The sequence below is a fragment of the Xanthomonas arboricola pv. guizotiae genome (genome assembly GCF_002940205.1).
GTDB classification, from domain to species: Bacteria; Pseudomonadota; Gammaproteobacteria; order Xanthomonadales; family Xanthomonadaceae; genus Xanthomonas; species Xanthomonas arboricola_C.
In genome coordinates this window covers 1-13,045 of record NZ_MDSK01000048.1, presented here as the reverse complement: position 1 = coordinate 13,045, position 13,045 = coordinate 1, and the positions used below count along the sequence as shown (strand labels likewise).

Annotated in this window: 12 protein-coding genes and 1 pseudogene; all 13 read left to right on the top strand. The window is 57.1% G+C overall.

The window, feature by feature from the left end; translation table 11 throughout:
* Window positions 1–6: 6 nt before the first annotated feature.
* The gene (locus tag XarbCFBP7408_RS20135; RefSeq protein WP_104564454.1) at window positions 7–1,680 is read left to right on the top strand and encodes a type IV secretory system conjugative DNA transfer family protein; all 1,674 of its coding nucleotides are present in this window, start codon (window positions 7–9) and stop codon (window positions 1,678–1,680) included.
* Between the two features lie 349 nt (window positions 1,681–2,029).
* Window positions 2,030–2,440: a TcpQ domain-containing protein gene (locus XarbCFBP7408_RS20130; RefSeq protein ID WP_104564453.1), complete on the top strand. Its 411-nt coding sequence runs from the start codon at window positions 2,030–2,032 to the stop codon at window positions 2,438–2,440.
* Between the two features lie 126 nt (window positions 2,441–2,566).
* A complete protein-coding gene (locus tag XarbCFBP7408_RS20125; protein ID WP_181123316.1) occupies window positions 2,567–3,580 on the top strand; it encodes a virB8 family protein in 1,014 nt (337 codons plus the stop codon).
* Window positions 3,577–4,344: a TrbG/VirB9 family P-type conjugative transfer protein gene (locus XarbCFBP7408_RS20120; protein WP_065031746.1), complete on the top strand. Its 768-nt coding sequence runs from the start codon at window positions 3,577–3,579 to the stop codon at window positions 4,342–4,344. The genes XarbCFBP7408_RS20125 and XarbCFBP7408_RS20120 overlap by 4 nt, the downstream gene beginning before the upstream one ends.
* Window positions 4,341–5,522 (top strand): TrbI/VirB10 family protein, encoded by a 1,182-nt coding sequence (locus XarbCFBP7408_RS20115; RefSeq protein WP_104564451.1) that lies wholly within the window; start codon window positions 4,341–4,343, stop codon window positions 5,520–5,522. Before XarbCFBP7408_RS20120 ends, XarbCFBP7408_RS20115 begins: the two co-directional genes overlap by 4 nt.
* Before the next feature lie 14 nt (window positions 5,523–5,536).
* The gene (gene virB11, locus XarbCFBP7408_RS20110; RefSeq protein WP_181123315.1) at window positions 5,537–6,577 is read left to right on the top strand and encodes a P-type DNA transfer ATPase VirB11; all 1,041 of its coding nucleotides are present in this window, start codon (window positions 5,537–5,539) and stop codon (window positions 6,575–6,577) included.
* 57 nt (window positions 6,578–6,634) lie between these two features.
* Window positions 6,635–7,456: a lytic transglycosylase domain-containing protein gene (locus tag XarbCFBP7408_RS20105; protein ID WP_181123317.1), complete on the top strand. Its 822-nt coding sequence runs from the start codon at window positions 6,635–6,637 to the stop codon at window positions 7,454–7,456.
* A 63-nt stretch (window positions 7,457–7,519) separates the two neighbouring features.
* On the top strand, window positions 7,520–7,930 hold the full coding sequence (locus XarbCFBP7408_RS20100) for a TrbC/VirB2 family protein (protein ID WP_104564448.1): 411 nt from the start codon (window positions 7,520–7,522) through the stop codon (window positions 7,928–7,930).
* Window positions 7,923–8,234, top strand: coding sequence for a type IV secretion system protein VirB3 (locus tag XarbCFBP7408_RS20095; protein ID WP_104564447.1), 312 nt, complete (start codon window positions 7,923–7,925; stop codon window positions 8,232–8,234). The genes XarbCFBP7408_RS20100 and XarbCFBP7408_RS20095 overlap by 8 nt, the downstream gene beginning before the upstream one ends.
* Window positions 8,235–8,336: 102 nt before the next feature.
* Entirely contained in the window at window positions 8,337–10,790 is a 2,454-nt protein-coding gene (locus tag XarbCFBP7408_RS20090; protein WP_104564446.1) for a VirB4 family type IV secretion/conjugal transfer ATPase, read from the top strand.
* The gene (locus XarbCFBP7408_RS20085; RefSeq protein ID WP_258072241.1) at window positions 10,783–11,610 is read left to right on the top strand and encodes a hypothetical protein; all 828 of its coding nucleotides are present in this window, start codon (window positions 10,783–10,785) and stop codon (window positions 11,608–11,610) included. Before XarbCFBP7408_RS20090 ends, XarbCFBP7408_RS20085 begins: the two co-directional genes overlap by 8 nt.
* An 88-nt stretch (window positions 11,611–11,698) precedes the next feature.
* Window positions 11,699–12,757 (top strand): type IV secretion system protein, encoded by a 1,059-nt coding sequence (locus XarbCFBP7408_RS20080; RefSeq protein ID WP_104564444.1) that lies wholly within the window; start codon window positions 11,699–11,701, stop codon window positions 12,755–12,757.
* A gap of 20 nt (window positions 12,758–12,777) precedes the next feature.
* Window positions 12,778–12,960 (top strand): annotated as a pseudogene (locus XarbCFBP7408_RS23275) (DUF4189 domain-containing protein); the annotation flags it as partial.
* Window positions 12,961–13,045: the final 85 nt, after the last annotated feature.

The window sequence follows — 13,045 nt, the reverse complement described above, 5'->3', positions numbered from 1 at the left end:
GGGCGCGTGTCCAAAGCCAAACTGATTGCAGTCGCCGCCGTGGTGACATTGCTTGTTGGATATTTTCTGTCCGGATATCTGACACTTCTGTTGTTGCGGCTCGATACCGGGCTGTACGCGTGGGATACCTACTACCGCTACGTCAAGGCGTTGGGCCTGCCGGAGGTGGCGCCTTACGCAACCAAGATCAAGATGTCCGGCATTCTCGGCTTTGGTCTGCCCGGGATCGTCTGGGCCATCACGGTCGTGCTCCTGCTCAAGCCGAAGGCGCGGGCGCTGCATGGCGACGCGCGCTTTGCCGGAGCGGCAGACCTTTCCAAGCACGGCTTGTTCAAACCGAGCGGCAACGGCATCGTCGTGGGCAAGTTCAACGGCAAACTTGTACGGCTGAGCGGGCAACAGTTCGTGATCCTCGCCGCGCCAACGCGTTCGGGTAAAGGCGTCGGCGTGGTCATTCCCAACCTGCTCGAGTATCAGGAATCGGTAGTGGTCCTGGACATCAAGCAGGAGAACTTCGACCTCACCAGCGGCTGGCGCGCCAGTCAGGGGCATGAGGTGTTCCTGTTCAATCCCTTTGCCGAAGACCGTCGTACGCATCGCTGGAATCCGCTGACCTATGTGTCCAGCGACCCCGCCTTCCGTGTGTCGGATCTGATGAGCATCGCCGCGATGCTGTATCCGGACGGTTCGGATGACCAGAAGTTCTGGGTCAGTCAGGCGCGTAACGCGTTCATGGCGTTCGCCCTGTATCTGTTCGAAAACCAGGACGAAGAGCTGTCGCTCGGCTTCCCGGGCGGGGCAGGGGCTCCGACGCTCGGCGGCATCTACCGCCTGTCGTCCGGGGATGGCACAGACCTGAAGAAGTACCTCAAGTCGCTGTCCGAACGCAGGTTCCTCAGCAGCAATGCGCGCTCGGCATTTGCCAATATGGTGTCACAGGCCGATGAGACCTTTGCGTCCATCATGGGAACGCTGAAGGAGCCGCTCAATGCATGGATCAACCCGGTCCTGGATGCGGCAACCAGTGCAGACGATTTCCTGCTCACCGATCTGCGCAAGAAGAAGATGACCATCTACATCGGCATCCAGCCCAACAAGCTGGCCGAAAGCCGGCTCATCATCAACCTGCTCTTCAGCCAGATCATCAACCTCAATACCCGCGAGCTCCCGAAGTCCAACCCGGAGCTCAAGTATCAATGCTTGCTGTTGATGGATGAATTCACCTCGATCGGCAAAGTGGACATCATCGCCACCGCGGTCGCCTATATGGCGGGTTACAACCTTCGTCTGCTGCCCATCATCCAGAGCATGGCGCAGCTGGACGCAACCTACGGCAAGGATCTGTCGCGCACCATCATCACCAACCATGCGTTGCAGATCCTCTACGCGCCGCGCGAGCAGCAGGATGCGAACGACTACTCCGAGATGCTGGGCTATACCACCATCAAGAAGAAGAACGTTACCCGCGGCAGGGAAACCACCCGAAGTATTTCCGAAGAGCGACGTGCGCTCATGTTGCCGCAGGAACTGAAGGCGATGGGCAACGAGAAGGAGGTCTTCCTGTACGAGGGCATCCCGCATCCGGTGAAGTGCGACAAGATCCGCTACTACGAAGACCGCTATTTCACCGCACGCCTGCTGCCCAAGACGGACGTGAAAACGCTTTCCATCATGTTGTGACCAGCGTCACGTAATGGCTGCGAAGAAGCGCGGGTAAATCTTGACTCATGTGTTCGTTAAGGGCAAAGTTACCCAGAATTCGCGTAGTGTTGATTTTTTGTTAAGAGGGGCGGCGCCGGACGGGGTCGTACAGGAGTAAGGCTATGGATGGTTCTTCGGCGTATTCATTTTTATCGGTTGCGCGCATGCGTGGTGCTGGCCTGCCTGTCTGGGCTGGTTCGGGCAAGTACGCGCGCCCGCGCGTTTCATCAAAAGCAGATTCGCTCCGTCACCCGAAGGTGAGCGGAGCCGTTGTGCTGTCCGTCTTAAGCCCGAAATCTCATGAGTTGGAGAAGTCAGAGTGAATCCGATGTATGTGTCCAAGCTGTCGCTGGTCTTGGTGGTCGCTGCGTTGGTCGCGGCTTGCGCGACCAAGCCTGCTCCCGATTTTGGCGGGCGCTGGAAGCACGTCAATCACTTCGACGAAGCCCCTACCGAAATTCCGCTCTACACCTCTTATACGTATCAGGCCACGCCGATGGACGGCACGTTAAAGACGATGCTGGAACGGTGGGCCGCGGATTCCAACATGCAGCTGTCCTACAACCTGCCCTCGGACTACACCTTGATCGCCCCGGTTTCCAGTATCAGCACCACCAGCGTGCAACAAGCTGCCACCGAGCTGAGTGCGGTGTACGCAGCGCAAGGGGTGTCGGTCTCGGTCTCCGCCAACAAGCTGCTGGTACAGCCGGTGCCGGTGTCGTCCGGAGCCAAGCTCTAAGGGCTGACTGCTGCTTCGATGCTCTCAGGCATTCGGTCGGCAAGTCAGTTCAAGCCTCCCATGCGTCCGCGCTCGTCGCGGCAATAGTTTCAGGCCTGACAAGGCCCTACGGTGACGGATCTCGACATGTTGCGTAAGAAGGTGGGTGAAAAGGACGGCTCTGCCCAGGTGGGTGCGGCCGTCCAGAAAGCGGTGAACTACGAGGTCAGCATCGCTGATCTCGCACGCCGCAGCGAGAAGCGCGCATGGATCGTGGCGACCGTTTCCATGCTCATTACCGTGATGACGGCCGGCGGCTACTACTACATGTTGCCGCTGAAAGAGAAGGTGCCGTACCTGGTCATGGCTGACGCGTATTCCGGCACCAGCACCATCGCCAAGCTCGAAGCGAATTACGGCGGGCGTACAATCAGTACCAGCGAGGCGTTGGCGCGCAGTAATATTGCGCGTTTCATTCTGGCGCGCGAATCATTTGATGCGTCCACGATCGGTGATCGTGATTGGAACACGGTGGCAGCGATGGCGGCGACCAATGTGCTGGCCGAGTATCGCACGTTGCACGCCGGCAATAATCCAATGAGGCCTTTCAATACATATGGAAGGCTGCGCGCAATCCGCATCAATATTCTCAGCATCACCCTCATCGGTGGCAAGGGTAAGCCTTACACAGGGGCAACGGTACGTTTTCAGCGCAATGTCTACGACAAGACATCTACTGTCACCGCGCTTCTGGACAACAAGATTGCGACCATGGGGTTCGCTTACCAGGATAACCTGCAGATGAGTGATAGCCTTAGGGTGGAAAATCCCCTGGGATTCCGGGTGACCGATTATCGTGTCGATAACGATTACTCAGCCTTGCCCGCCGCGCCGTCTGCGATCAGCACGCAAGCGCAGGCCGCGCCACAGGCTGCCGCTTATCAGCAATCGATGACTCCTGGCTTGGTTGATCCGAATGGCGCTGCAGCGCCAGCTAGTGTCCCGTTGCAGCAGGGCATGCAGGTGGCTCCAGGTAGCGCCCCGGCCCAACAGCAGCCGGGATATCCTGGCCAGGCACAGCCGGCCGGCCAAATTCAAGCCCAGCCCACGATCCAACCCCAAGGGATGCCGAACAATGTCAATGGAGCAAGCGGTCGATGAAACCCTCTAACCCCTACAGGGCGGCATTGGCTGCAGTATTGCCACTTGTATTGTGCGCATTCTCGGCTGCAGCCCAGGTTGTACAAGAATACGAGTATGCACCCGATCGTATCTATCAGGTGCGTACCGGACTGGGCATCACAACCCAGATCGAACTCAGTCCCAATGAAAAGATTCTCGACTACAGCACCGGTTTCACAGGAGGCTGGGAACTGACACGTCGTGAAAATGTCTTTTATTTGAAGCCAAAAAATGTCGACGTCGATACGAATATGATGATTCGTACGGCCACGCATTCTTATATCCTTGAGCTCAAGGTCGTTGCGACCGATTGGCAACGTCTAGAACAGGCCAAACAAGCCGGCGTACAATACAAAGTCGTGTTCAGTTATCCAAAGGATACGAGCTTCAATAACGTGGAGGATGCGGCTGCTGCCAAAAACGGTCCTCTGTTGAATGCAAAGATTCTCAAGGATCGTCGTTATTACTACGACTACGACTATGCCACGCGAACCAAGAAGTCCTGGTTGGTTCCGAGTCGAGTGTACGATGACGGAAAGTTTACTTATATAAACATGGATTTAACGCGATTCCCTACGGGTAACTTCCCGGCGGTGTTTGCTCGCGAAAAAGAGCATAGCGAGGATTTTCTCGTGAATACGACCGTTGAGGGTAATACCTTGATCGTTCATGGAACTTACCCGTTCTTGGTGGTTCGTCATGGCGATAATGTCGTCGGTCTGCGAAGGAACAAGCAAAAGTGAACTCAAACATTCCAAACAGCCCTGATGAACGCTCTCGGGACAATCGAGCGGACGAGCCCACCACGAACGAGTACGACGAGCGCAGCAATCCCTATTTCGCACGCCAGCAGGCAGCTGCGGAGCCGGATCTGGATGCGAACGAGCCTGTTTTGCGGTCCAGCGACATCAAGCGGTTGAACCGAAAGGCGCTGGTTTTTCTCGCACTGATCGCCGGCTTGTTGTTGTTGGTCATTTTCTGGTTGGCAAAACAGGGCTCTGACGACTCCGCACCGGTCAAGCCGCGTGCAGAGACGGTTGTCGCACCGGCACTTCCACAGAATATGACCGCACCAGTCGAGCCGGCCCCGGTGCCTCTTGCGCAACAGCCGAGTTTGCCCCCGTTGCCGCCCATGCCGACCGACGATAGCGATAGCATGGCTTCCGCTCCAGAGCGCCCGCGTGGCCCGACCTTGCTGGAACGACGCATTCTGGCCGAGCAGTCCGCTGCCGCTGGCGGTGCAGGGATTCCCGGTATGCCGGGTCAGCCGGGTGCACAGCCAGGAACGCAGGAAGAGGAGCAAGTGACGCTGGCCAAGCCGATCAGTAATCCTGATGGTTTGCTGGTGCGCGGTACCTATATTCGTTGCATTCTGGAAACACGGATCATTTCCGACTTCGGCGGCTATACCTCCTGCATCGTTACCGAACCGGTCTATTCGATCAATGGGCACAATCTACTGTTGCCGAAGGGCTCCAAGATGCTGGGTCAGTATGGTGCAGGCGAGCCAACTACTCGGCGTCTTCAGGTTGTCTGGGATCGCGTGACCACGCCCACCGGGCTCGATGTGACGCTGGTCGGCCCAGGGATCGATACGCTTGGCAGTGCCGGTCATCCGGGCCAGTACAACGCCCATTGGGGCAACAAGATCGCTTCGGCCTTGTTCATCAGTCTTTTAAGCGATGCGTTCAAGTACGCGGCCGCAGAGTACGGTCCAGAAACTACCACCATTGGCGTGGGCTCGGGGATCATCACGCAGCAGCCGTTCGAGAGCAACACTGCACAAAGCATGCAGCAACTCGCGCAGCAGGCGGTTGAAAAATCCGGACGTCGCCCTGCAACGCTGACGATCAATCAGGGGACGGTCCTGAACGTTTACGTTGCAAAGGATGTCGATTTCTCGGCGGTGCTGCCCAAGTGAGCGCGACGACCGCCATGACGATCGACGATTCTCCGACTGCGCGGATCTCGAATGATTTCCTGGATTACCAGTATTCGGTACTGGGAATCCTGGACTATCTGAATTCGCCTGAAGTCACGGAAATCTGCATCAATCGTCCCGGCGAGCTGTACCTGGAGACGATCAACGGCTGGCAGCGCATGGAGGTGCCGTCGCTGACGTTTGACCGGGCCAGGCAGTTTTGCACAGCGGTCGTCAACGAAAGCAACACTGGGCAGCGCATCACCGATGCCGATCCGGTGGTCTCGTTGACCTTTCCGACCGGCCAGCGTGCGCAGTTCGTCATTCCGCCCGCCTGCGACGCAGGCAAGGTGTCGATTACGATTCGCCTGCCCTCCAAGCACACCAAGACCCTCGAGCAGTACACCAGCGACGGGTTTTTCGACCAGGTGCTCGAGCAGGCCGCCGATGTCAGCGACCATGACCGCGAACTGCTCGAGCTGCGTCGCAACAAGGAATATTCCGAATTTTTCAAGAAATCGGTGCTCTACAAGAAGAATGTGGTGGTCGCCGGTGCGACCGGTAGCGGCAAGACCACCTTTATGAAGGCGCTGGTCAATCACATTCCGAACGAGGAGCGCCTGGTTACCATCGAAGACGCACGCGAACTATTTATCAGTCAGCCTAATTCCGTGCACTTGCTCTACTCGAAAGGCGGCCAGAGTGCGAGTAATGTGACTGCCAAGAGTTGCATGGAGGCCTGCCTGCGCATGAAGCCGGATCGAATCATCCTGGCCGAGTTGCGTGGCGATGAATCGTTCTATTTCATCCGTAACTGTGCATCCGGCCATCCTGGTTCGATCACCAGCTGTCATGCCGGTAGCGTCGAGCAGACTTGGGACCAGCTGGCGCTCATGGTGAAGGCGTCCAACGAAGGTTCCGGCCTGGAGTTTGAGGTGATCAAACGGCTGCTGCGTATGACGATCGATATCATAGTGCACATCAAGGCGCATGCCGGGCGCCGTTTTATTACCGGGATCGATTTCGATCCGGCACGAACGCTGCGTGGCGGCTGACCGGCCGCCCATGATTGACGTCGATCCAGTTTCAAGGAGACCGTTATGCTGCCTGGCATGGAATTGATGGGTTGTACTGGACTTGCTGTCCCCGGCGAGGTCATGCAGCACGTCGTTCGCGTGGAGTCTTCGCGCAATCCGTACGCCATCGGCGTAGTCGGCGGCCGACTAGTACGCGAACCGCGCGGACTGGAAGAAGCAGTGGCCACCGCCAAGATGCTGGAGCAAAAGGGCTACAATTTCTCCCTGGGGCTTGGTCAGGTCAACCGCTATAACCTGCAGAAATACGGGCTGACCAGTTACGAGATGGCATTTGCCAAGTGTCCTAACCTGGTTGCTGCGTCCAGGATTCTGGCCGAGTGCCACTCGCGATCCGGCGCCAACTGGGGCAAGTCGTTCAGTTGCTACTACTCAGGTAATTTCGAGACCGGCTTCAAGCATGGGTATGTCCAGAAGATCTATGCCTCCATTCGTCAGTCGGTGGCATCTTCGGGGGCCGAGCCGATTGCCGTGATTCCGAATCGCCCCATCAAGGTCCGTGTCGAAAACCCCTTGCGTCAGGCAGCCGCCGAGTTGGCTGATGCGATCGTGGCACGTCGGATTCAGGATCTCGCAAATCCCGGGCGCACGGAAACTTCACAGCAAGGCCCTATGCTTGCATCGCCGACACCTGCACAACGGCTACCGCCTCAGGTATCCCCGGCCCGTTCAGCCGATGACGAACTTTATATTGTCAAGGCAACCGGGCAGGGACGGGGGGTAGCCCTACCTGCCGGCGTGCAGCAAGCCCCAGCTGTGACGACTCAAGCACCGGCAAGCGTGGCACCGGCGCGATCGATGCCTGTGACACAGCAGATAGATACCGCATTTGTTTTCTAACCAGGATGGAAAACCTGCCAGGGATTGGCTGCAAGACCCCCCCTGTTCCCCAAGGAGATTCACATGAAGTTTGAAATCGACAAGAAGACGGCCGCCGACGCCAAGATGATCGGCAAGCAGGCATTGAAGGCTGTCGTGTTCACCTCGCTGCTGCTGGTTGCCTCCGGTGTCGGTGCAACGCCCGGTACCGGCGGTCTGGCCGAAACTGACAAGAAGGTTTGCGGCTTCCTTAATAATGTCAATTCGCTGCTGAACATGGGTTCGGTTGCCGTGGTGACGATTGCGGTGATCATTGCCGGTTACCAGATCGCCTTCGCTCACAAGCGTATCGCCGAAGTCTCGCCGATCCTGATCGGCGGTGTGCTGATCGGTGCGGCCGGCCAGATCGCCAACATGGTGATTGGTAGCGAAGGAACGGAAGACTGCAAAGCCGTCTCCATGACCCTGCTGCAGATTGCTCAGTCCTATGCATAAAGACGTTCTCTTCCGTGGGTGCACTCGTCCGGCGATGTTCTTGGGAGTGCCTTACATCCCGTTCTTCATCGGCGCGGGCGGAGGCCTGCTGTTGGGGATGTACATCGATTTTTGGTATCTGTTGACGATCCCGGTCATCATCTTCGCCATGCAGCAGATGGCCAAGCGGGACGAGATGATCTTCAGATTGCTGGGGTTGCGCTGGTTGTTCCGTATGCGTGCCCGGAACGTCCAGCGATATTCGGGGATGTGGGTGTTCAGTCCCAACGAGTACCGCAAGACTCCCCCGGGAAAACGTCAGTGAGCAAGTGAGTCGTTCCACCAACCCCATGCGCGCAAGCTGCATGGGGTTGGCGTTTGACACGACCGTATTGGTGTGATGCTTCCTTCTTAAATTGGTAAGGCCATGTTCAGCCCAGATAGTCCGATCAGTGAATTCGTCTCCATTTCGACCCATGTCGCGCCTTCTGTTCTGAAGACGACCGGTGGCGACTATCTGTTGATCTGGCATCTGGCGGGTCTGCCGTTCGTCGGGCGCGATGAGTTCGAACTTGAGCAGCGGCACAACACCTTCAACCGGTTGGTGCAGACTTTGCGTGCTCCCGACTTCGCTAATGTGGCGTTTTGGGTCCACGACGTTCGTCGTCGGCGCAAGATCGGCAATTCCAGCCGTTTCAATCAGTCGTTCAACCAAACGCTCTCCGATGAATATTACGCGGCGTTGTCGTCGCAGAAGATCATGCAGAACGAGTTGTACTTCAGCATGATCTACCGTCCGGTGGTCACCGGGCGTCGTTTGATGGAAAAGTCCGGGGACCCGAACAAGATTCGGGGCGAGGAAGAGCAGGCGATCGCCAAAGTGATCGAGCTGGCCACCAATGTCGAGGCAGTGCTCAAGGATTACTCACCTTATCGACTGGGGATGTACGAAGCCAAGAACGGTGTCGTGTTTTCCGAGACCTTGGAGTTTCTTGGTTACCTGTTGAATCGTATCGACGAGCCGGTCCCGGTGCTGCAGGCACCGGTTCCAGCGTATCTGCCCGTCAGCAAGCACATGTTCGCCAACAAGACCGGGGACTTCGTCATCCGTACGCCGGATGGCATCAATCATTTCGGCGCGATCCTCAACGTCAAGGAATACGCCGACGGGACCTATCCGGGCATCCTTAATGGGTTGAAGTATCTCGACTTCGAGTATGTCGTTACTCATTCATTTAGCCCAGTGGGCCGTCATGACGCGTTGAAGGTGCTGGACCGTACCAAGGGCATGATGATTTCCTCGGGCGACAAATCCTCCAGCCAGATCCGCGATCTGGATCTGGCAATGGACGACGTGGCCTCGGGCAACTTCGTGCTGGGCGAATATCACTTCACCATTGCGGTGTACGCTGACAGCCAGGAAAAACTCGCCCGGCAAATCGCGACCACGCGTGCCGAGCTCTCCAACGCCGGCTTCGTGTCGTCCAAGGAAGACTTGGCGATCGCCTCGTCGTTCTACGCGCAGTTGCCGGGCAACTGGCGCTTCCGCACGCGTATCGCCAATCTGAGTTCGCTCAATTTCCTCGGTTTGTCGCCGTTGCACAACTTCGCCCAGGGCAAGCAGTACAACAATCCTTGGGGTGATTGTGTCACCACGCTGCAGACCACCAATGGGCAGCCGTATTACTTCAACTTCCACGCGACCCACCCGGCCGAGAACTCCCTGGGCGAGAAGGCGATCGGCAACACCATGGTGATCGGCAAGTCCGGTACCGGTAAGACGGCACTGATCAACTTCCTGTTGAGCCAGGTGCAGAAGTTCGACCCGGTTCCGACAATCTTCTTTTTCGACAAGGATCGCGGCGCGGAGATTTTCGTACGTGCCTGCGGCGGCAACTATCTGGCGTTGGAAAACGGTGCGCCGACGGGTTTCAACCCATTTCAATGCGAACGCAACGAGGCCAACACGCAATTTCTGGCCGAGCTGATCAAGGTGCTCGGCGGCAAGGCCGAATATAGCGCCCGCGAAGAAGAAGATATCTACCGCGCGGTGGAAGGCATGCTGGACACGCCGATGCATCTGCGCAGCATGAGTAACTTCCGCAAGAGCCTGCCCAATATGGGCGACGACGGGCTGTATGCACGCCTGCGCCGCTGGACTGCCGGCAATTCGCTGGGCTGGGTATTCGACAACCCGGTTGACACGGTCGACCTGACGCGCGCATCGATTATCGGCTTCGACTACACCGATGTGATCGACAACGCCGAAGTGCGCGTGCCGGTGATCAACTATCTGCTGCATCGCCTGGAAGCGCTGATCGACGGCCGTCCGCTGATCTACGTGATGGACGAGTTCTGGAAGATCCTTGACGGCAAGGGTGGGCTGAAAGAATTCGCCAAGAACAAGCAGAAGACCATCCGTAAGCAGAACGGTCTGGGCATCTTCGCCACGCAAAGCCCAGAAGACGCGCTGGCAAGCGATATCGCCGCCGCGTTGATCGAGCAGACCGCGACGATGGTCCTGCTGCCTAATCCCAGCGCCAGCCGCGACGACTATATCGAAGGGCTCAAGCTCACCGATGCGGAGTACCAGGTGGTGGTCTCGCTGGACGAGCGCTCGCGCTGTTTCCTGGTCAAGCAAGGTCACGCCTCGGCGGTGTGCCAACTCAACCTGCGCGGTATGGACGATGCGCTGTCGGTGATTTCGTCATCCACCGACAATATCGAAATCATGCACCAGATCCTGTCGCGCAAGGCCGGCCAGCTGGGCGTGACCGTGGACCAGCTGACCCCGGAGCAATGGCTGGAAGATTTCTATGCCAACCGCAAGGGCTCGGGCAAGCGCAAATCGGCCAAGGACAGGGAGGTCGAAGATGCATAGTCAGTCCACGCGGCCGCAGCAGTTTCATCCCGCACCACATTCATCTGTGTCACAGGAGGCGAAGAACACCATGGCAACCAAGTTCAGACATTTTTCCCGAGTTTTCATGGGACTGGTGCTGCTCAGCATGGCGGGAGCAGCCAGTGCACAGTGGGAGGTGGTAGACAAAACGTTGAACGAAAAGGTGGAGAAGATCCGCACCAACCAGACCATCAAGAACGGCGACGGCAAGGAATCCAGCGGCAAAGAGGTCGAGAAGCCCAAGGAGACGCTTAAGAAGGTCGCCGACGATCAGGGTGTATCGGCCTGCGCCGCATCGACCTCTGGTACGCCGGTGTCCGACTCGCAAAGGCAATCGTGCGAGCTAATACAGCGCACGCGTAATTCTCAATACAACTACATGATTGCCATGTACGAGATTACTACCAAGCGTCTGGAACGTCTGCGTACGATCGAGGAAGAGCGCAAGAAGATCGGCGATCAAAAGATCGGCGAGCTGGAGAGCAATACCAATAAACTGCTGGCACTCAAGGCGATGATGGATATCGACCGCCAACAAATGGAGTCGGCGATGTTCGCCTACGAAAAGCGGCTGGCATTTTTGACCGAGCAGCAAACCGGAGCTGCGAAGGCGGCAATGGCCGGCAAGGAACCACCTAAGGGGGACGGCGCGGATTCCTGGATTCCTTCGTGGATTCCTTCCGATCTGTTGAGCATCGGTAAGACGCTGGTTGCCGGGGCAGTGATGAAAGGTGCGTTCGAGGCAATCGAAACCGACAAGCCTTCCGGAATGAAGAGATTGGCGATCGACAAAGACTGACGCCGTGGTATTACCGAATCTTGGAACGTAATCAACCCCGGGGCAGCGACTGCCCCACGGCTCAGCCGTCTAGTGGATGTGGTGACATATGGATTTCTTGACGAACATCGCCAATTACGAATTCTTTCGTCTGATCAACGATTACCTGCGCGACGAAATCGCGATTTTTCAATGGGAATTGTTGCAGCGGACGACGGCATGGGTGGGGGTGGTCGCACTGACGCTGCTGACGCTGTGGATCCTGATCCAGGGCTACCGAGTAGTGACAGGTCAGTCGCGCGAGGCTGCGATGGGTCTTGTGGTGACGGCTCTACGTGCAGCGTTGATCATCGGACTAGCCACAAGCATGGCACAAGGCTCGCCACAGCTGTATTGGACGCTGACTGACGGCATCAGCTCGGCAATCACCAAGACAGTGACAGGTGATTCGGATAGTCCATATGAAGCGATCGACAAGAACCTGATGCTGATGCAGGTGGCGATGTCGGGACTGGACCAGATCAAGACCGGCGGAGACGAAGAGAGCAAGGACGAGAAAGATCGTGCCAGGTGGTTTACCGGGATTGGATTGGCCGGCCCAGGCGTGGTTGCCGGCTCGATGCTGTTGTTGAACAAGATCGCGATGGCCCTGGTGGTGGGCTTTGGGCCCTTGTTCATCCTGTGTCTGCTATTTCAGGCCACGAAGTCGCTGTTTAGCAAATGGTTGTTATATGGCATCGGTACGATGTTCTCCTTGTCGGTGCTGACCTTCACCGTTAGCTTGGCGACCAAAGTCGTTGGTGCAGTTGGCGCGGCATTCGTAGCGAAGTGGGCAATGAACGGTTTCACAGGCGAAGGCATTAGCAGCATGGCGCTGCAGCAAGGAGGATTGGGTTTGGTCCTGACCACGTTGATCATCACCGCGCCGCCCATGGCGGCGGCCTTCTTCCAGGGCACCCTGGGCCAGTTCACGGCGTACTCAGCGCTGGGGCAGTTGGATCGTGCGAGCCAGGACGGCAGCGGTGGACGGCCGCAGACGCCGACTGCGCCGGCTAGGGACAACGGTGATACAAGTACAGCAAATAAAACTGTAAGAGATAACACTATTCGCTCTGAAGCTGCGCCTCAAGATGCTGGTACGGGTAGTCGTGGTCTAGCGCATAAATAAATTATTATTGGTGGGATAATATGGTTCGTATTTTCTTGGTTTTTATTTTTATTTTAATTAATTTGACTTCCTCGGCTTTGGCCCAAACAGCCTGCCCCGTGGGAGTTGCACCCGGGAGTGCCCAATGCGGGCCTGACTCTGGTACATCAAGAGGCGATATTCCTGCCCAGCCACCAAGGCCTACCGGTGAATGGATTAAGAGCGGCTAACAAAACCCTTGAATTCTGTTGAGTCGGCGACAACATTGCCGGCATGACACGTCGCAACGAGATCCCTAGTGCGCTTTGG